Here is a 19,419-nt window from a genome sequence, read left to right on the forward strand (position 1 = left end):
GCCTTAATTTCTTCTAGTGGAATATCGATATGGCATGCGGCGAATTTGACCTCATTGCCCGCTATTTTGACCGGTTTAAGCGCGTGCGCCGGGATGTACAGTTGGGCATTGGAGATGACTGCGCACTGCTGGCAGTGCCGGAAAAACAGCTGGTGGCCGTCAGTACCGATACACTGGTGGCGGGCATTCACTTCCTGCCGGACATCGATCCGGCCGATCTCGGTTACAAGGCGCTGGCGGTCAATCTGAGCGATCTGGCGGCGATGGGCGCCGATCCTGCGTGGCTCTCGCTGGCCCTGACCCTGCCGGAGGTGAACGAGCCGTGGCTGAAGGCCTTCAGCGACAGCCTGTTCGATCAGCTCAACTATTACGGCATGCAGCTGATTGGCGGCGATACCACGCGCGGCCCGCTGAGCATGACGTTGACCATTCAGGGGCTGATCCCGGCCGGCCGGGCGCTGACCCGCAGCGGCGCGCGCATCGGCGACTGGATCTATGTGACCGGCACGCTGGGCGACAGCGCCGCCGGTCTGGCGATCCTGCAGGATCGCCTGGCGGTGACGGATGCGGCGGCGCGCGATTATCTGGTCGCTCGTCATCTGCGGCCGCAGCCGCGGGTGTTGCAGGGGCAGGCGCTGCGCGATCTGGCCAGCTCGGCGATCGACATCTCCGATGGCCTGATTTCCGATCTGAAGCATATCCTGAAGGCCAGCGACTGTGGCGCACGCATCGTACTGGACGAGCTGCCGATGTCGCAGGCGCTGAGCAGCCACGCCGATGCCGAGCAGGCGCTGCGTTGGGCGCTGGCGGGCGGCGAAGATTACGAGCTGTGCTTCACCGTGCCGGAGATCAACCGCGGTGCGCTGGAAGTGGCGCTGAGCCACCTCGGAGCCGACTACACCTGTATCGGCCAAATTGGCCCGCTGTCTGAAGGTATTCGCTATTATCGCGACGATGAGGCGGTAGAGCTGGACTGGGCCGGCTTCGATCATTTCAACGCGGAGCCGGGCACCGATGGATGAAGCCAAGCGCCGGCTGCGGATGAGCAATCCATGGCACCTGCTGGCCACCGGTTTTGGCAGCGGTTTGTCGCCGGTGATGCCGGGCACCATGGGATCGCTGGCGGCGATCCCGTTCTGGCTGCTGCTGATCCAACTGCCGTGGCAGCTTTACTCGCTGGCGGTGATGTTCAGCATTTGCATCGGTGTCTATATTTGCCATCGCACGGCAAAAGACATGAAGGTGCACGATCACGGCAGCATCGTCTGGGACGAGTTCGTCGGCATGTGGATCACGCTGATGGCGTTGCCGGTCAACGATTGGCGCTGGGTCGCCGCCGGTTTCGTCATCTTCCGCATTCTGGATATGTGGAAGCCGTGGCCGATCCGCTGGTTCGACCGCAACGTGCATGGCGGCATGGGTATTATGGTCGACGATATTATCGCCGGCGTGCTGTCCGCCGGCATCATCTACCTGATTGGGCACCACTGGCCGATCGGGCTGTTCTGACAACGGGCGCGCTTCTTCGCGCCCGCTTCTCTTTATTCAAACCCTGTCACCCGATGCGGCACGTAAGCCGTCTCCAGTTCCGCCACCTCTTGCGGCGACAAACTCAAATCGACTGCGGCGATGGCGTCGTCCAGCTGTTCGCTGCGCGAAGCGCCGACGATCGGCGCGCTGACTGCCGGCTTGTTCAGCAGCCAGGCCAGCGCGATCTGCGCGCGTGGCACGCCGCGTTCGTCGGCGAGGCTGGCGACGCGCTCGGCGATAATGGCGTCAATGCCTTCGGTTTCCTCGTACAGGCTCTTGCCGAACTGGTCGGAAACCAGCCGCGCGGTGGTTTCGCCCCAGGGGCGGGTCAGGCGGCCGCGCGCCAGCGGGCTCCACGGCAGCACGGCGATGCCTTCGGCGGCGCACAGCGGGTGCATCTCGCGCTCTTCTTCGCGCTGGATCAGGTTGTATTGATCCTGCATGCTGACGAAGCGCGTCCAGCCGTGCAGATCGGCGGTATACAGCGCTTTGGCGAACTGCCAGGCGTACATCGAGGAGGCGCCGATGTATCGCGCCTTACCGGCTTTCACCACGTCGTGCAGCGCTTCCAGCGTCTCTTCCAGCGGCGTTTCGTAATCCCAGCGATGGATTTGCAGCAAATCGACATAGTCGGTGCCCAGGCGCCGCAGGCTGTCGTCGATGGATTGCATGATCTTGGCGCGCGACAAACCGCGCTCCAGGTTGCTCAGCGGGAAATACACCTTGGTGGCGATCACCACCTCCTCGCGGCGCGCATAGTCGCGCAGCGCCCGGCCGAGGATCTCCTCGCTGCTGCCGTCGGAATAGCTGTTGGCGGTGTCGAAAAAGTTGATGCCGGCTTCCAGCGCCTGTTTCAGCAGCGGACGGCTACTCTCTTCAGGCAGCGTCCAGGCGTGATTGCCGCGGTTCGGTTCGCCGTAGGTCATGCAACCCAGGCAGATGCGCGAGACGTTCAGATCGGTGTTGCCCAGTTTTAGGTACTTCATGCTTGCCTCCCATTCACAGCTCAGACAGTAACTGTAGCGCGGATCCCGAAGGGCGGAAACGAAAACGCCCCCGAGGGCGGAGGCGTTTTTTCAGGCGCGGGGGCTGATTACTGCGCCAGCCAGGTTTCGATTTGGCGCTGAATGCCGGCGGCGTCCAGCCCCAGATCGGCACGCAGCTCTTCCTGGCTGCCCTGCGAGACGAAGCTGTCCGGCAGGCCGAGGTTCAGCACCGGCACCGGGCGGCGTTTGGCCATCAGCAGTTCGTTAACGCCGCTACCGGCGCCGCCCATGATCGCGTTCTCTTCCAGCGTGACCAGCGTTTCATGGCTGGCGGCCAGTTCGAGCACCAACTGCTCGTCCAGCGGTTTGACGAAGCGCATGTCGACCAGCGTGGCGTTGAGCGCTTCCGCCGCTTGCGCGGCCTCCGGCAGCAGGGTGCCGAAGTTGAGAATGGCGATCTTTTCCCCCTGACGGCGCACCACGCCTTTGCCGATCGGCAGCAGGCTGAGCGGCTCCAGCGCAGCGCCGGTGCCGGTGCCGCGCGGATAGCGCACGGCGCTCGGGCCATCGTTATAGTGATAGCCGGTATACAGCATCTGCCGGCATTCGTTCTCGTCGCTTGGCGTCATGATCACCATGGTCGGGATGCAGCGCATGAACGACAGATCGAACGCCCCCTGATGGGTCTGGCCGTCGGCGCCGACGATGCCGCCGCGATCGATGGCGAACATCACCGGCAGGTTTTGGATCGCCACATCATGGATCAGCTGATCGTAGGCGCGTTGCAGGAAGGTGGAATAGATCGCCACCACCGGCTTGTAGCCGCCGATCGCCAGCCCGGCGGCGAAAGTGACCGCGTGCTGCTCGGCGATCGCCACGTCGAAATATTGCTGCGGGTAGTCGCGAGAGAACTGCACCATGCCGGAGCCTTCGCGCATCGCCGGCGTGATCGCCATCAGCGAGCTGTCTTTGGCGGCGGTTTCACACAGCCAGTCGCCGAAGATTTTCGAATAGGTCGGCAGACCTCCGGCGCTTTTCGGCAGCGTGCCGCTGGCGGGATCGAACTTCGGCACCGCGTGGAAGCTGATCGGATCCTTCTCCGCCGGCGCGTAACCACGGCCTTTCTTGGTCATGATGTGCAACAGCTGTGGGCCTTTCAGATCGCGCATGTTTTTCAACGTGGCGACCAGGCCCTGTACGTCGTGCCCGTCTACCGGGCCGATGTAGTTGAAGCCCAGCTCTTCGAACAGCGTACCCGGCACCACCATGCCTTTCAGGTGCTCTTCGGTGCGTTTCACCAGCTCCTTGATCGGCGGCACGCCGGCCAGCACTTTCTTGCCGCCTTCGCGCAGGGTGGAGTAAAGCTTGCCGGACAGCAGCTGCGCCAGGTGATTGTTCAGCGCGCCGACGTTTTCCGAGATCGACATCTCGTTGTCGTTCAGCACCACCAGCATGTCCGGATTGATGTCGCCGGCGTGGTTCATCGCTTCGAACGCCATGCCGGCGGTAATGGCGCCGTCGCCGATCACACACACCGTGCGGCGGCCTTTGCCTTCACGCTCTGCCGCCACCGCCATGCCGAGGCCGGCGCTGATCGAGGTCGATGAGTGGCCGACCGACAGCACGTCGTATTCGCTTTCGGCGCGCCACGGGAACGGATGCAGGCCGTTCTTTTGCCGAATGGTGGCGATGCGGTCGCGACGACCGGTCAGAATTTTGTGCGGGTAGGCCTGGTGGCCGACGTCCCACACCAGATGATCGAACGGCGTGTTGTAGACGAAATGCAACGCCACCGTCAGTTCGACGGTACCCAGCCCGGAGGCAAAGTGGCCGCTGGAACGACTGACGCTGTTCAGCAGGTATTGCCGCAGCTCATCGCACAGCTTCGGCAAGCTCTCTTTGGGCAGCGAGCGGAGTTCCTCGGGGTTTTCCGCTAGCGCCAGGGTTGGGTATTTGGCTATATCAAGACTCATTCGATACTCATATCAGAGGAGTTAACGTCACACGTTAATTGTCGCGTTCAATAATGAAGCTGGCTAACGCTCGCAATGGCGCTGTGTTATAAGATTGCGCTGCCAAAGTGTCCAATGCAGCTAATGCTTCCTGATAGAGATCCCACGCTTTTGCTTTCGCGCTGTCAAGCCCGAGTAACGCCGGGTAGGTACTCTTTCCGTGTTGTTGGTCCGCTCCCTGGCGCTTGCCGATTTTCTCAGTCTCGCCGACAACGTCCAAAATGTCATCCTGAACCTGGAACGCCAGGCCGACCGCGGCGGCGTAACGATCCAGCTGCGGCAGCGCCGCTCGCCCGGCTTCGCCGGCGCTCAGCGCGCCCAAGCGCACCGCCGCGCGGATCAGCGCGCCGGTTTTGTGGCGGTGGATCTGCTCTAGCGCCTGCAGATCGACGCGCTTGCCTTCGGCTTCCAGATCCAGTGATTGGCCGCCGCACATGCCGGCTACGCCGCTGGCGGTCGCCAGTTCGGAGACCATCGCCAGCCGATCGCGCAACGCCACGTCAGGCATTTCGGCATCGGCCAGGATCGAAAACGCCAGCGTTTGCAGCGCATCGCCGGCCAGGATCGCGTTGGCTTCGCCGAATTTAATGTGGCAGGTCGGCTGGCCGCGGCGCAGATCGTCGTCGTCCATCGCCGGCAGATCGTCGTGGATCAGCGAGTAGGCGTGTATGCATTCCACCGCTGCCGCCGGCGCGTCCAGGTTGGTCAGCGACACGCCGAACATCTGGCCGGTGGTGTAGACCAGGAACGGCCGCAGGCGCTTGCCGCCCAGCAAGGCGCCGTGACGCATCGCCGCCACCATGTTGCCGTCGTTGAACGGCAGCGGGGCGATGAAGTCCAACAGCGCGCGATCGGCACGCTGGCGGAAAATCTGCATTTGATCGGCAAAAGCGGCCGATGGGGCGATCTCAGACATGTCGGTTACTCGGTATCCGGTGTAAAAGGCGTCAGCGCCGCATCGTCGGCGCTGTCGTTAAGGAGTATCTGCACACGCTGTTCCGCCTGTTGCAGTTTCTGCTGGCCTTGACGCGCCAGCTGTACGCCACGTTCGAACTCGTTCAGCGCGTCTTCCAGCGGCAATTCGCCTGACTCCAGACGCGTCACGATGCTTTCCAGCTCGCCGAGGGCGCTTTCAAAGCTGGCAGTTTGCTCTGTACTGGCTGATTGTGCTGGTTTTTTCGGCATAATTTTCTTTTTACGTCATCATGTGAACCGTGGCGCCAGAGCCTATCCTAGCGGATCTTGATTAGCAAATCATGGCGCTCATGTGTGGTTTTGTGCGCAGAGCACGGCGATATGGTGATATACTCCGCGCCGTAATTCTTATCTGACAACAAAGACCGCCATGAAGTTTATCATTAAATTGTTCCCGGAAATCACCATCAAGAGCCAATCTGTGCGCTTGCGCTTTATCAAGATTCTCTCGACCAATATTCGCAACGTCCTGAAGCAGTATGATGAAACGCTGGCGGTCGTCCGTCACTGGGATCATATCGAAGTTCGCGCCAAAGATGAAAACCAGCGGCCGATCATCGCCGACGCCCTGACGCGCATTCCCGGCATCCACCATATTTTGGAAGTGGAAGACCGCGCTTATACCGACATCCACCACATCTTCGAGCAGACGCTGGAAGCCTACCGCGCCCAGTTGGAAGGCAAAACCTTCTGCGTGCGCGTCAAGCGCCGCGGCAAGCAGGCGTTCAATTCGCAGGACGTAGAGCGCTACGTCGGCGGCGGCCTGAACCAGCATATCGAGAGCGCGCGCGTTAACCTTAGCCGCCCGCAGGTCACGGTAAATCTGGAGATTGAAGACGACAAGCTGATGCTGGTCAAACGCCGCCTCGAAGGCATCGGTGGTTACCCGGTCGGCACCCAGGAAGACGTACTGTCGTTGATTTCCGGCGGTTTCGACTCGGGCGTCTCCAGCTATATGTTGATGCGTCGCGGTTGCCGCGTGCACTTCTGCTTCTTCAACCTGGGCGGCGCTGCGCACGAGATCGGCGTGAAGCAGGTGGCACATTATCTCTGGAATCGCTTCGCCAGTTCGCACAAGGTGCGCTTCGTCGCTATCGACTTCGAGCCGGTGGTGGGCGAGATCCTGGAGAAGGTCGACGACGGCCAGATGGGCGTGGTGCTCAAGCGCATGATGGTGCGCGCCGCTTCGCAAGTGGCCGAACGCTACGGCGTGCAGGCGCTGGTGACCGGTGAGGCGCTGGGGCAGGTCTCCAGCCAGACGCTGACCAACCTGCGCTTGATCGACAATGCGTCCGATACCTTGATCCTGCGTCCGCTGATCTCGCACGATAAAGAGCACATCATCAAGCTGGCGCGCGAAATCGGCACTGAAGACTTCGCCAAAACCATGCCGGAATATTGCGGTGTGATTTCGAAGAGCCCGACGGTAAAAGCCGTCAAGGCCAAGATCGAAGAGGAAGAGAGCCACTTCGATTTCAGCATTCTTGACCGCGTGGTGAGCGAGGCGAAGAACGTTGATATCCGCTCTATCGCCGAACAGACGCAGGAACAGGTGACCGAGGTGGAAACCGTCGCGGCCTTTGGCGCCGACGAGGTGATCCTGGATATCCGCTCCAACGACGAGCAGGAAGAGAAACCGCTGCAGCTGGAACAGGTTGAAGTGAAAGCGCTGCCGTTCTACAAGCTGAGCACCCAGTTTGGTAATCTGGACCAGAGCAAAACCTACCTGCTGTACTGCGAGCGCGGCGTGATGAGCCGCCTGCAGGCGCTGTACCTGTTGGAGCAGGGCTTCAACAACGTGAAGGTTTATCGCCCGTAACGCACGGAGCGGCATCAACGAGAAGGGCTGAACCGATGTTCAGCCCTTTTTTTATCGGCAAGCCGCTCAGTCGCGGAAGTCGTACATCCCCGGGATCAGCACCAGCTGCGCGGCGATCTCCGCCGCCTTGGCTTTACCAAGCAGCAGGTCTATCAGCTTCAGCGCGAACTCCATCGCGGTGCCCGGCCCCTGGCTGGTGAGCAGGTTGACGCGGGCATCGTACACCACGCGGCGCTCCATCCATTTATCCGCCGGTATCTGGTCTTTCAGGCCCGGGAAGCCGGTCATGTTGCCGATCGGGAACAGATAGTGGTGTTGCAGCACCAGCGCCGGCGCCGCGCAGATGGCGGCGACGATGTTGCCCTGCAGATGCATTTGCCGCACCTTCTCCACCAGCAGCGGGCTGTCGCGGAAGCATTCCGCGCCTTTCAGGCCGCCGGGCAGCACGATGGCGTCGAACGGCTCATCGACGATCGCCACCAGCGGCGCGTCGGCCAGCAGCTTGACGCCGCGCGAACAGACGATAGTCAGCTCGCCGTCGCCGGCAACGCTGGCGGTAGTGACTTTTACGCCCGCCCGCACCAGCAGATCGATGGCGGTGACGGCTTCGGTTTCTTCGCTACCAGGTGCCAGGCAGACCAGCGCCGATACGCTCATATTCATTTTCCTTTCGTTTAATCAATTCAAACAGCCGCGCATTCTCCGGCAGCGTGAGGCCGTGGCTGCGCGCGCGGCGCAGCAGGTAACCGGTGATGTAGTCGATCTCGGTGTGCCGCTGGCTGCGGATGTCCTGCAGCATCGACGAAATGTTGTCGGCGGTGCTGTGGATCACGTCCATCACGTATTGCATCAGGCCTTCACAGGAGGTGTGGTAGCCCTCCATCGCCATCACGCTGGCGACTTCACGGCACAGCGTTTCGATCTGTTCCGGGTAACGCTGCAGGTCGCCGTTGCGGCAGCCGTACAGCGCCGTCAGCGGGTTGATCACGCAGTTGACCGCCAGCTTGCGCCAGTTGGCCGAGGCGATATTGTTGTGCCAGGCGACGTCAGGCAGCGCCTGATGCAGCACTTCCGCCAGGTGGCTGAGGTGTTGGGCGGCCGGCGAGGTTGGGCCGATGTGAGTGATGCCGGTGGCGACGTGGATAATGGTGCTGCCTTCGTGGCGCGCAGCGTGGGTGGTGGTGCCCTGCAGGATCGGCTGGCCGTTCGGCGGCAGCTCTTCCTGGGTGCCCATGCCGTTGTGCAGCAGCAAAATAGCACAGTGGGGGTTCAGCTTCGGCAGCAGCGTGCTGACCGCGCTGGACACCTGCCAGGCTTTTAGCGTCACCAGCAGCAGCTCGCTTTGCGCAAGATGCTCCGGATCGTTGGTGGGCAAATTGCGATTGAACGAGACGCCTTCCGGCTCTATCACGTTCACTGCGCAAAAAGGCTGTGGCACTCTTAGCCATCCCTGTACATCGTGGCCCTGCTGATACAGCCGGGAGAGCCACAGTTGTCCGAGCGCGCCGCAACCAAGAATGGTTATTTTCATTCAGTCTCCTTGGAAACACGGGAATACCGCTCAATTACCGTGAATTAACTATAGGCTTTATGGCAGCCCGAAGCGCTATCCCTGCGTGCGTTCAGCAGATTTTGTCTGAGGCGGCAAAGCGGTTATCATGCTCGGCATCAAAATCGCCTAAGCTATTAGGCACTCATTCAGGAGGAAGAAGTATGCCATCTTTCGACATCGTTTCCGAAATTGATATGCAGGAAGTGCGTAACGCCGTTGAGAACGCTACCCGCGATCTCGGTACCCGCTGGGATTTTCGCAACGTGCCGGCCAGCTTTGAGCTAAACGAGAAAGACCAAAGCATCAAGGTTGCCACCGAGTCTGATTTCCAGGTGCAACAGCTGCTCGACATTCTGCGCGAAAAGCTGAGCAAGCGCAGCATCGACGGCGCTGCGCTGGAGATCCCGGAAGAGTTTACCCACAGCGGCAAAACCTACAGCGTGGAAGCCAAGCTGAAGCAGGGGATTGAAACCTCTGTGGCGAAGAAAATCGTCAAGCTGATCAAAGACAGCAAGCTGAAGGTGCAGGCGCAGATCCAGGGTGAAGAAGTACGGGTGACCGGCAAGTCACGCGACGATTTGCAGAGCGTGATGGCGCTGGTGCGCGGCGGCGATCTGGGGCAGCCGTTCCAGTTCAAGAACTTCCGCGATTAATCTCTACGGGGCCGGCATTGCCGGCCCTGATTCTTTACAGCGAATTGACCAGCGCTTCCAGCTGACCGCGATTGGTCTGCTTAGTATCCACCTTGACGTAGGCGCTGCGCTCTTCCGGCACGACGATCGCCTCGGCCACACCGGGCTGTGCCTTCAGGCGGCTTTCCAGCGCCGAATCCTTCACCGCCAGTTCCGACAGCGTAATGCGCAGGCTGCTGACATACGGCGGCTCTTTCATGGTGCTGCTGACCAGGAACCAGACTGCGGCCAGCACGGCGCCGGCGATAAACACCAAGCCCGCCCCCTGCAAACCGTACAGCCAGCCTCCGAGGCTGCCGCCGATCGCCACGCCGATAAACTGGCTGGTGGAGTAGACCCCCATCGCGGTGCCCTTGTAGCCGGCCGGTGATTCTTTGCTGATCAGTGAAGGCAGAATGGCTTCCATCACGTTGAAGGCCATGAAGAACAGCTGCACGCCGGCGATGATGCCCCATAGATGAGCGCCGGAGAGCCACAGCAGCACTTCGGCGCAAAACAGCACCGCCACGCAGCCCATAAACACCTGCTTCATGCGGCGATATTTTTCGGCATAGATGATGAACGGCACCACGGCGGCGAACGACACCAGCATGGTCACCAGGTAGACGATCCAGTGTTCGCTGGCCGCCAGCCCGGCTTTCTCCATCGCTAGCGGCAGCGCCACGAAGCTCGACATCAGCAGGATATGCAGGCACATGATGCCGAAGTTGAGCTTCAGCAGGCGCGAGTTGCTCAGCACTTTGCGGAAGCTGCCGCGCACGATGCTGGACTCGCGGTTCAGCAGATGGGTATCGGCGGAAGGTACTACTGCCAGAGTGATGACGATGCCGGCCAGCGCCAGCACGGCGATCATCCAGAACAACGCATGCAGGCCCAAGGCATGGGTGATGATGGGGCCCAGAACCATGGCGATGGCGAAGGTGATACCGAAGCTGACGCCGATGAACGCCATCGCTTTGGTGCGGTTCTGCTCGCGGGTCAGATCGGAGAGCAGCGCCATTACCGCGGCGGCGATGGCGCCGGAGCCTTGCAACGCGCGGCCGAGGATCACGCCCCAGATAGAGTCAGTGACGGCGGCGATCACGCTGCCGAGGGCAAAGATCAGTAGGCCGCCGACGATCAGCGGCTTGCGGCCTATGCGATCGGACACCAGGCCGAACGGGATCTGAAATACCGCCTGTGCCAGGCCGTAAATGCCGATGGCGATGCCGATCAGCGCTTCGCTGGCGCCGTTGAGCGCCATGCCGTAGGTGGTCAGCACCGGCAGTACCATAAACATGCCGAGCATGCGCAGGGAGAATACGGTGCCCAATCCCCAGGTGGCGCGGCGCTCCTGCGGGGTCATTGAATTATCGTTCACATCAAACCTCGGTAAAAACCATGCCATCAGACGTTGCGACAGCGCCTGATGGCATGATTTCTGTAAAGCTGCGTCATTTTAGTGTGCAGGGCAGGGGGGGTAAATCGAATGTTGTTTAACAGATATTACAGTTTGGCCGCTTTTTGGCGTGACAAATAAAATGGGCCGCAAAAGCGGCCCATTCACAGATGATTTGGCTTACCAAACGTAGGTCACCAGCGCTTCAGGCGCCGCCGTGGCGCTGAAGTCGATCGACATCATCACGCTCAGCGAGGTGATGGCGACGATGGAGAACACGAACAGTTTACGCGCCCAGACGCTGTCGTTTTCGGTCTTGTAACCGCGCAGCGCCATGCCCAGCCACCATACGCTCACCGCCGCAGCGACGATCAGGTACTTGTAGCCGGCATAACCAACCAGGGTCAGCATCAGCGTGGCGATCATAAATGCCAGGATGTAGACCGTGATGTGGTTCTTGGCGACGGAAATGCCTTTCACCACCGGCAGCACCGGAATGTTGGCCGCCTGGTAATCTTTAAAGCGGAAGATAGCGATCGCATAAGAATGCGGCATCTGCCACAGGCTAAAGATAGCCAGCAGGATCAACGCGCCGGCGTCGAACTCGTTGGTCACCGCGCAGTAGCCGATAACCGGCGGCGCGGCGCCCGACAGGCTGCCGATCAGCGTGCCGTAGACCGAGTGGCGTTTCATGTACAGGCTGTAAACGCCGACATAAACCACGAAGCCCATCACCGCCAGCCACATGGCCAGCGGGTTGGCTGCGATATACAGCAACGCAAAGCCCACAATACCCAAAGCGGTCGCATAAACCAGGGTGACACTCGGCGCGATCAGGCCTTTTACCAGCACCCGATTCTTCGTTCTCTCCATTTTCTTGTCGATGTCGCGGTCGATGTAGTTGTTAAACACACAGCCCGACGCGACCACCAACGAGACACCCACCAGGGTGGCGAGAAACAGGGGATAGTCGATGCTCCCTTTGGAAGCGAGCAGGAATCCCCCGACGACAGAAATTAAATTGCCGAAAATAATTCCTGGTTTAGTGACTTGCAGGTATTGCTTAATCATCACGTGCAGCTCAGCTCTTAATCGACCATCATATTGATGTTGAGGTTGTACATAATCCAGAGTGAACCTACAACAACGATACCGATGATCATAGCGGTGAACAGCAATGCCACCAGGTTCCAGCGCTCTTCCGATGAGGTGTTCATGTGCAGGAAGTAAACCAGGTGAACAATCACCTGGATAACCGCCATACCGACAACAACCGCCAGGATGGTGGAATGAGAGGCGGAGCCGTTCATTACCATCGCAAATGGAATTACCGTCAGGATGATCGACAGGATAAAGCCGATCAGGTATGACTTCACGCTGCCGTGGCTTGCGCCGCCGTGAGAGGTTTCATGGGATGAATGGCTCATTACATAACCCCCAGCAGGTAGACAACGGTAAATACGCAGATCCAGACCACGTCCAGGAAGTGCCAGAACAGGCTCAGGCACATCAGGCGGGTTTTGTTGGTCGCGGTCAGGCCGAACTTGCTCACCTGAATCATCAGCACGATGATCCAAATCAGGCCAGAAGTCACGTGCAGACCGTGGGTGCCGACCAGCGCGAAGAAGCTGGACAGGAACGCGCTGCGATCCGGACCGAAGCCTTCGGCGATCAGGTGATGGAATTCATAGATTTCCATCGCCACGAAGCCCAGACCAAACAGGAAGGTCAGGAACAACCAGGTGTTTACACCGCCAACTTTACCTTTGTTCATGGCGATCATCGCCATGCCGTAGGTGATGGAGCTGAACAACAGCAGGAAAGTTTCGACCAGGACAAACTTCAGGTCGAAGATGTCTTTGCCTGAGGGACCGCCAGCGGTCCCGTTCACCAGGACTGCATAAGTCGCGAACAAGCTCGCAAACAAAATACAGTCGCTCATCAGGTAGATCCAGAATCCGAAGACTTTGGTCTCTCCTGCGTCGTGGTGCCCATGCTCTGCATGGGCTGCGTTATGATTGGTCAGAGTTTCAGTTGACATGGTTCACGCCTGCTTTACGGATTTGTTCGTAGTGTTGGTTCTCAATGCGCTCGATTTCATCAACCTGCACATAGTAGTCAACATCGTGATCGAAGCTCTTGCCGATCCAGACAACGATCATACCGATGAAGCCGGCCAGAGCCATCCACCAGATTTCCCAAATCATTGCGAAACCGAATACCAGGCTGAAGAAGGCGATGATAACGCCGGCGCCGGTGTTCTTAGGCATATGAATCGGTTCGTATTTAGCCGGTTTCTTATACGCTTCGCCTTTTTCTTTCATGTCCCAGAACTCATCACGGTCATGGATCTGTGGCACTACGGCAAAGTTATAGAACGGCGGTGGAGACGAGGTTGACCACTCCAGAGTACGAGCACCCCATGGGTCACCGGTCAGATCGCGGTTCTGTTCGCGGTCACGGATACTGACGAAGATCTGGGTCAGCTGGCACAGGATGCCGCAGGCGATCAGCGCCGCACCGCCGGCTGCAACCAGCAGCAGAGGGTGGAACTCAGGGTTGATGTTCTGGCTGATACGACGGGTCATGCCCATAAAGCCCAATGCGTACAGCGGCATGAAGGCGGTGAAGAAGCCGATGATCCAGAACCAGAACGCGCGGATGCCCCATTTTTCGTTCAGCGTGAAGCCGAAGGATTTCGGGAACCAGTAGGTCAGGCCCGCGAAGCAACCGAACACCACGCCGCCGATGATGACGTTGTGGAAGTGAGCGATCAGGAACAGGCTGTTGTGCAGCACGAAGTTCGCGCCCGGTACCGCCAGCAGAACGCCGGTCATACCACCCACGGAGAAGGTGATGATGAAGCCAACGGTCCACAGCATCGCGGAGTTGAGCTTGATACGGCCCTGATACATGGTGAACAGCCAGTTGAAGATTTTCACCCCGGTCGGGATGGAAATGATCATGGTGGCGATACCGAAGAAGGCGTTAACGTTCGCGCCGGACCCCATGGTGAAGAAGTGGTGCAGCCAGACGATGAACGACAGAACGGTAATCGCGATGGTTGCCCATACCAGTGAGGTATAGCCGAACAGGCGTTTTCTGGAGAAGGTTGCGGTGACTTCGGAGAACACGCCGAACACCGGCAGAACCAGGATATACACCTCTGGGTGACCCCAGGCCCAAATCAGGTTGATGTACATCATCATGTTGCCGCCCATATCATTGGTGAAGAAATGGGTGCCCAGATAGCGATCCAGGGTCAGCAGCGCGATGGTGACGGTCAGAATTGGGAAAGAAACGATGATCAGGACGTTAGTACACAGTGCCGCCCAGGTGAACACCGGCATCTTCATCAGAGGCATGCCAGGGGCGCGCATCTTCAGGATGGTGGCGAAGAAGTTCACGCCGGTCAGCAGGGTACCCAGACCGGAAATCTGCAGACTCCAGATCCAGTAATCGACCCCGACGCCAGGACTGTACTCTTTACCCGACAGCGGCGGATACGCCAGCCAACCGGTCTGAGCGAACTCACCGACCCCCAGGGAGATGTTGATCAGCACAACGCCCACCACGAAGAACCAGAAGCTCAGGGAGTTCAGGAACGGGAAGGCAACGTCGCGCGCACCGATTTGCAGCGGTACCACGACGTTCATCAGGCCGACCACGAAAGGCATCGCCATGAAGAAGATCATGATAACGCCGTGCGCGGTGAAGATTTGGTCGTAGTGGTGCGGCGGCAGGAACCCGGCTTCGCCGGCGGACGCCAACGCCTGCTGGCTACGCATCATGATGGCGTCGGCGAAGCCGCGCAGCAGCATGACCATCGCCACGACGATGTACATGATACCAATTTTTTTATGGTCGACCGAAGTCAGCCATTCGCTCCACAGCCACTTCCATTTGCCGAAATAGGTCAGCAGCGCCAGCACTGCCAGGCCCCCGACAATAATTGCGGCTACGGTGACCATGATGATCGGTTCGTGGTACGGAACCGCATCAAGTGTTAATTTTCCCAACATCAGTTATTCCTCGGCTCCGGCGTGAGCAGCATGTTCACCCATGTCCATACCTTGGCTCATGTCCATGCCTTCGTGCGCGCCAGCGCCCTTGTGCATATCCATGTCGCCCATGAATTTGGCAATTGTTTCTTTGAACAAATTCGGTTTGACAGCGGCAAAGTACTCAACCGGGTTGTTTTCACTCGGCTCTGCCAGTTTGTTAAAGTCGTCGGTGGTGTTCAGGTTTTTAGACGATGCCTTCACCTTGGCCACCCACTGATCGAAGTCGCCTTCGGTCGGGGTAACGATCGCGGTGAATTTCATACCGGAGAAGCCTGCGCCGCTATAGCTGCTGGAGATGCCCTTGTAGGCACCGGCTTCGTTGCCGATCAGGTGCAGTTTGGTCTGCATGCCGGCCATCGCATAAATCTGTCCACCCAACTGCGGGATAAAGAACGAGTTCATTACCGAGTTAGAGGTGATCTTGAATTCGACTGGAACATCTTTCGGGAAAGCCAGCTCATTAACGGTCGCAATGCCTTGTTCCGGGTAGATGAACAGCCATTTCCAGTCGAGCGACACCACTTCGATCGTCATCGGCTTCTTGTCGGTGACAATCGGCTTGAACGGGTCGAGTTCGTGGGTAGTCTTCCAGGTAATGGTGCCAAGGATGGCGATGATAATGATAGGAATGGTCCAGACGACCGCTTCGATCTTGTTGGAGTGGGCCCAGTTCGGACTGTACTTGGCGTCTTTGTTGGAAGCGCGATACTTCCAGGCAAAGGCGAACGCCATGAAGATAACTGGCACCACCACGATCAACATCAACGCGATTGCAGTGATAATCAGTGTCCGTTGCTCAACACCAATTGCTCCTTTGGGATTCATCAAAACCATATCGCAACCACTGAGCAATACAGTGGCTGCGATTAATGACAGCATCCCAATACTTTTATTGTATTTCTTAAGTCTCATCTAACGACCTCAATAACAAAGGCTCAATTGTCGTTTCATGTGTGCGGGCATTTTACGGGAAGGTTGCAGTACTGTAAACATGCTTAAGGGAGTGTCAGCGGCTTGTTGACACTTTCTGTTAAGGGGGTCACAGATGTAACCCTGCGTGACAATTTACTAATGACAACAACGCGTTGGCACGCTGAATCGTGACGAGCAGCCCGTATGTTAAGGAAAACTAAAGGTATGATGAATTTGGCGAAGAAATGCGCGGCGGGGAAATACGCAGAAAAGGTTTATTTAATGTAAAATAATTGTGTCTTAAAGGTGAATTTAATTTTATTTCCGAGCGCCGCAGTCGGATAAAAAAATAATTTCCGCGCCGATTATCTTTTTTTAGCGAAATAAATATACCCTCGGATCGCTTTTTTTTCGGCCGGCGAAATCGCCGGCCGGTCAGGTTATGCCAAACGGGTGCGGCGCAACGCCAGGTAATCCAGCGTGCTGCCCATTGCGACGCCGAGCAGGCTCAGCGCGGCGCCGACCTGCAGCAGCCGATCGGCCAACAGCGGTGCCTGTGCCCAGTCCAGCGCATTGGCGATCAGCAACAGCAACCACAGACCCAGCAACGAACAGCCTAGCGTCAGCAAGCGCAGAGCCCAACGGTAAGATTCTGAAAACTCGGTGCGCGGCATAAAGTCACCATGCTGCTGGGTGTGTTCCAGCGTCTGGCGGCAGATGCCGAGCAACAGCAAGCCCGGCAGGGCGGCGGCGATCGAGAACAGATAGAACAGCGGCCAACCATGGGCTTCGACGAACCAGCCGGCGATCGGGCCGACATAGACACGTCCTACGGCGGACAACGCCGACAGCAGCGCGAACTGAGTGGCGGAGAACGAGCGGTTGCACAGCGTCATCAGCAGTGCCACGAAGGCCGCGGTGCCCATGCCGCCACACAGGTTTTCGAGGAAGATGGCGCTGCCCATGGTGAGCAGACTCTTGTCGGTCACCGCCAGGATCCAATACCCGAGGTTGGAGACTGCCTGCAGGACGCCGAACAGCATCAGCGCACGGAACAGGCTGAGACGCTGCATCAGCACACCGCCGAACAGGGCGCCGACGATGGTAGCGAACAGGCCGAGGGTTTTGTTCACCAGCCCGACTTCACCAGCGTCGAACCCCACGCCGCGGATCAGGAACGTGGTGCTCAGGCTGCCGGCGAAGGCGTCGCCCATTTTATACATCACGATCAGCAGCAGGATCAGCCAGGCGTTGTTGCGGCCGAAGAAATCGCGCAGCGGCGCGACGACCGCCTGTTCCATAGTGCGCGGCGCCGGGATGCTTTCGTCCGGCTCCGGCGCCAGCAGTGTGGCGGCCACGCCGATCAGCATCAACCCGGCCATCAGCCAGTAGGTGGCTTGCCAGCCGAAATAGCGATCCGCCAGCCACAGCGCCAGGCCGCCGGAAACCAGCATCGCCAGCCGATAACCCAGTACCGATATCGCCGCACCCGTGCCGCGCTCTTCGGCTTTCAGCAGGTCGGTTTTATAAGCGTCGAACACGATATCTTGCGAGGCGGAGCAGAACGCCACCAGCACCGCCAACGCCGCCAGCCACCACAGGTGCTGCGCGGGTTGCATGAAGCCCATCGCCACGATCGCGACCACCAGCAGTAACTGGCTGATCAGCAGCCAACCGCGGCGCCGTCCAAGGAACGGCGGGGTATAGCGGTCCATGAACGGCGACCAGAGGAATTTGAAGACATAGGCCTGGCCCACCAGCGAGAAGATGCCGATGGTTTTCAGATCGATATTTTCGACGGTCATCCAGGCTTGCAGCGTGCCGGAGGTCAATGCCAGCGGCAGACCCGACGCGAAGCCCAGCAGCAGCAGAATGGCGGAGTTACGCTGGGTGAAGATGTTCAGATAGTGTTTCGACATGAGTTCCCTGTCTGCGCCGCCCGATCCGCCGGGCGGCGCAAGGTGCGGTGATTAGCGCGCGTTTTGCTTGATGAAATCGTTGACGCTGGTGTCCTGTGCCATGTCGGCGATCACGTCGCCCAGCACGGAGTTGACGGCGTCGGTGATCTTCTCGTTGGTCGCCGTGAAGGCGCCCTGCACGTTATAGGTCGAGCGGTAATTCTTCACCTGCTTGTTGCCGTTCTTCGCCTGGGCGATGATCGAGATGTCGGCTTTGGTGGTGATGTTGTAGCGCAGGTTGCCTTCGGAGACGTCCGCGTACAGGTTATTGACGACGATCTGCAGCGCCACCGGGCCGTCGGCGCCGATCATGTAGCCGCGTGCGCCCATCTGTTTCTCCAGCACTTCCTGCAGCAGGAAACGCAGATCGCGCGATGGCGTCAGCGTGACCAGCTGGCCGTCGCGGTTTACCTTGGCCAGCGCCTGGTCGGTACGCTGATCCGCACCGTTGATGCTGACGGTGATGCCCTGCAGGGTAGGATCCTGCTGCGGCAGAACGATTTTCGGCGTGACGTTCAGGGTGTTGCTGCTGGTTGCGCAGCCGGCCAGCAGCAGGGCGGCCAGCAAAGGAAGACAAAGTTTCTTTAACATGTTTTCTGTCTCATTCTCGATGGATTTAGCAATAATCAGAGTGGGATAGCCGACAACAAATTGCCGACATCATAGCATCGCCGCCGTGCGGTGGAAGCGCGGAAGGCGCCAGAGTGACAAATTTTTACCTGCCGTTGATAAAAACACGCTTTTTTGTCCCGCTCAATCGGATAATCCCCCAAGCGACGGGGATAGCGCTCATCATTTGACCGCAGAAAAGAGAAATTTGTCCCTGCGATGGTCTAAACGGGGGAAAACCGGCTAATATTGAACTAGATGGGCACGGTCCTCTGCCGGTGTTGTAAGGAGATCCTATGATTCGCGAGCAAATAGAAGCAAAGTTAAGGGCGGCGTTTGAGCCCGCGTATCTGGAAGTCGTTGATGAAAGCTATCGTCATAACGTTCCGGCGGGTTCAGAAAGCCATTTCAAAGTGGTATTGGTCAGCGATCGCTTCGTCGGCGAACGTTTTTTGACGCGCCACCGTTCCATCTACGGCGTGCTGTCGGAGGAGCTGGCGGACGGCGTACACGCGCTGGCGCTGCACACCTATACGCTCAAGGAGTGGGAAGGGTTGCAGGATACCGTGCCGGCCTCGCCGCCGTGCCGCGGCGCTGGGACGCTGGCCTGAGGGGGAAATTTTCAGGTATCAGTGGAACTTTGCCCTTGAATTAGGGTATTACTACTGACGAATTTTGAAACGGCCTGCGGGCCGTTTCTGTTTTTGACGACGACACGGCCGACGCGCAATGTGGCCAACGTTCGGTCTGTTTTGGCGGCCTTTTGGCGATCGAATCGGCAAAAGTGTGAGTTTTAGCGCGCCTGCGCCGCCTAGCTTTCCTCGACTCGCCACGCATGCGCCGCTATAATGTCGCGTCTTATTTTTCCGGAATGGTTTCGGGACGCTTCTGTCATCAGGGAACTCGGTTCTTATCTGTAGCCGTCCTGGTTC

Annotated in this window: 19 protein-coding genes; 5 read left to right on the forward strand and 14 right to left on the reverse strand. The window is 58.8% G+C overall.

The genetic code is table 11. The features are described 5' to 3' along the window. Nucleotides 1-29: 29 nt before the first annotated feature. Both thiL and pgpA read left to right on the forward strand, forming a co-directional pair. The gene (gene thiL, locus ACSJLU_RS04985) at nt 30-1,022 is read left to right on the forward strand and encodes a thiamine-phosphate kinase (RefSeq protein WP_043135634.1); all 993 of its coding nucleotides are present in this window, start codon (nt 30-32) and stop codon (nt 1,020-1,022) included. Beyond that, a complete protein-coding gene (gene pgpA, locus ACSJLU_RS04990) occupies nt 1,015-1,509 on the forward strand; it encodes a phosphatidylglycerophosphatase A (protein WP_004940382.1) in 495 nt (164 codons plus the stop codon). Before thiL ends, pgpA begins: the two co-directional genes overlap by 8 nt. A 32-nt stretch (nt 1,510-1,541) precedes the next feature. On the opposite strand, the gene ACSJLU_RS04995 is transcribed toward pgpA, so the two are convergent. The 4 genes from ACSJLU_RS04995 to xseB form a co-directional block, all read right to left on the reverse strand. Next, nucleotides 1,542-2,516 (reverse strand): aldo/keto reductase, encoded by a 975-nt coding sequence (locus ACSJLU_RS04995; RefSeq protein ID WP_147823674.1) that lies wholly within the window; start codon nt 2,514-2,516, stop codon nt 1,542-1,544. A gap of 107 nt (nt 2,517-2,623) precedes the next feature. After that, complete coding sequence (dxs, locus tag ACSJLU_RS05000) at nt 2,624-4,489, reverse strand: 1-deoxy-D-xylulose-5-phosphate synthase (RefSeq protein WP_025301753.1); 1,866 nt, start codon at nt 4,487-4,489, stop codon at nt 2,624-2,626. 34 nt (nt 4,490-4,523) lie between these two features. Further along, complete coding sequence (ispA, locus tag ACSJLU_RS05005; protein WP_060432551.1) at nt 4,524-5,444, reverse strand: (2E,6E)-farnesyl diphosphate synthase; 921 nt, start codon at nt 5,442-5,444, stop codon at nt 4,524-4,526. 5 nt (nt 5,445-5,449) lie between these two features. After that, a complete protein-coding gene (xseB, locus tag ACSJLU_RS05010; RefSeq protein WP_025301755.1) occupies nt 5,450-5,713 on the reverse strand; it encodes an exodeoxyribonuclease VII small subunit in 264 nt (87 codons plus the stop codon). Between the two features lie 160 nt (nt 5,714-5,873). Here xseB and thiI point away from each other — a divergent pair, with 160 nt between their 5' ends. Continuing rightward, nucleotides 5,874-7,322: a tRNA uracil 4-sulfurtransferase ThiI gene (gene thiI, locus ACSJLU_RS05015; RefSeq protein WP_043135640.1), complete on the forward strand. Its 1,449-nt coding sequence runs from the start codon at nt 5,874-5,876 to the stop codon at nt 7,320-7,322. Between the two features lie 66 nt (nt 7,323-7,388). Here the strand turns inward: thiI and yajL are convergent, their stop codons facing one another. Beyond that, on the reverse strand, nt 7,389-7,979 hold the full coding sequence (gene yajL / locus ACSJLU_RS05020) for a protein deglycase YajL (RefSeq protein WP_342096686.1): 591 nt from the start codon (nt 7,977-7,979) through the stop codon (nt 7,389-7,391). Next, entirely contained in the window at nt 7,942-8,853 is a 912-nt protein-coding gene (panE, locus tag ACSJLU_RS05025; RefSeq protein WP_342096685.1) for a 2-dehydropantoate 2-reductase, read from the reverse strand. Before panE ends, yajL begins: the two co-directional genes overlap by 38 nt. A gap of 182 nt (nt 8,854-9,035) precedes the next feature. Between panE and ACSJLU_RS05030 the strand changes: the two genes are divergently transcribed. Next, complete coding sequence (locus ACSJLU_RS05030) at nt 9,036-9,527, forward strand: YajQ family cyclic di-GMP-binding protein (protein WP_025301759.1); 492 nt, start codon at nt 9,036-9,038, stop codon at nt 9,525-9,527. 34 nt (nt 9,528-9,561) lie between these two features. Here the strand turns inward: ACSJLU_RS05030 and ACSJLU_RS05035 are convergent, their stop codons facing one another. The 8 genes from ACSJLU_RS05035 to ACSJLU_RS05070 all read right to left on the reverse strand — a co-directional run bounded on the left by ACSJLU_RS05035 (nt 9,562) and on the right by ACSJLU_RS05070 (nt 18,469). Beyond that, on the reverse strand, nt 9,562-10,926 hold the full coding sequence (locus ACSJLU_RS05035; protein WP_025301760.1) for an MFS transporter: 1,365 nt from the start codon (nt 10,924-10,926) through the stop codon (nt 9,562-9,564). A 198-nt stretch (nt 10,927-11,124) separates the two neighbouring features. Then, nucleotides 11,125-12,015, reverse strand: coding sequence for a heme o synthase (gene cyoE / locus ACSJLU_RS05040; protein ID WP_025301761.1), 891 nt, complete (start codon nt 12,013-12,015; stop codon nt 11,125-11,127). A 17-nt stretch (nt 12,016-12,032) separates the two neighbouring features. Continuing rightward, nucleotides 12,033-12,371, reverse strand: a complete 339-nt coding sequence (locus ACSJLU_RS05045; protein ID WP_016928864.1) for a cytochrome o ubiquinol oxidase subunit IV — start codon at nt 12,369-12,371, stop codon at nt 12,033-12,035. Continuing rightward, a complete protein-coding gene (locus ACSJLU_RS05050) occupies nt 12,371-12,985 on the reverse strand; it encodes a cytochrome o ubiquinol oxidase subunit III (RefSeq protein ID WP_004940367.1) in 615 nt (204 codons plus the stop codon). Before ACSJLU_RS05050 ends, ACSJLU_RS05045 begins: the two co-directional genes overlap by 1 nt. Further along, entirely contained in the window at nt 12,975-14,966 is a 1,992-nt protein-coding gene (gene cyoB, locus ACSJLU_RS05055; protein ID WP_025301762.1) for a cytochrome o ubiquinol oxidase subunit I, read from the reverse strand. The genes ACSJLU_RS05050 and cyoB overlap by 11 nt, the downstream gene beginning before the upstream one ends. A 3-nt stretch (nt 14,967-14,969) precedes the next feature. After that, nucleotides 14,970-15,920: a cytochrome o ubiquinol oxidase subunit II gene (cyoA, locus tag ACSJLU_RS05060; RefSeq protein WP_025301763.1), complete on the reverse strand. Its 951-nt coding sequence runs from the start codon at nt 15,918-15,920 to the stop codon at nt 14,970-14,972. 440 nt (nt 15,921-16,360) lie between these two features. Further along, a complete protein-coding gene (gene ampG, locus ACSJLU_RS05065) occupies nt 16,361-17,839 on the reverse strand; it encodes a muropeptide MFS transporter AmpG (RefSeq protein WP_025301764.1) in 1,479 nt (492 codons plus the stop codon). 51 nt (nt 17,840-17,890) lie between these two features. After that, nucleotides 17,891-18,469 (reverse strand): lipoprotein, encoded by a 579-nt coding sequence (locus tag ACSJLU_RS05070; protein ID WP_033634001.1) that lies wholly within the window; start codon nt 18,467-18,469, stop codon nt 17,891-17,893. A 314-nt stretch (nt 18,470-18,783) separates the two neighbouring features. On the opposite strand from ACSJLU_RS05070, the gene bolA reads away from it, so the two are divergent. Further along, on the forward strand, nt 18,784-19,098 hold the full coding sequence (gene bolA / locus ACSJLU_RS05075; RefSeq protein ID WP_004940361.1) for a transcriptional regulator BolA: 315 nt from the start codon (nt 18,784-18,786) through the stop codon (nt 19,096-19,098). The last annotated feature ends 321 nt before the right edge of the window (nt 19,099-19,419 follow it).

Source organism: Serratia bockelmannii, from assembly GCF_051803255.1.
GTDB lineage: Bacteria > Pseudomonadota > Gammaproteobacteria > Enterobacterales > Enterobacteriaceae > Serratia > Serratia bockelmannii.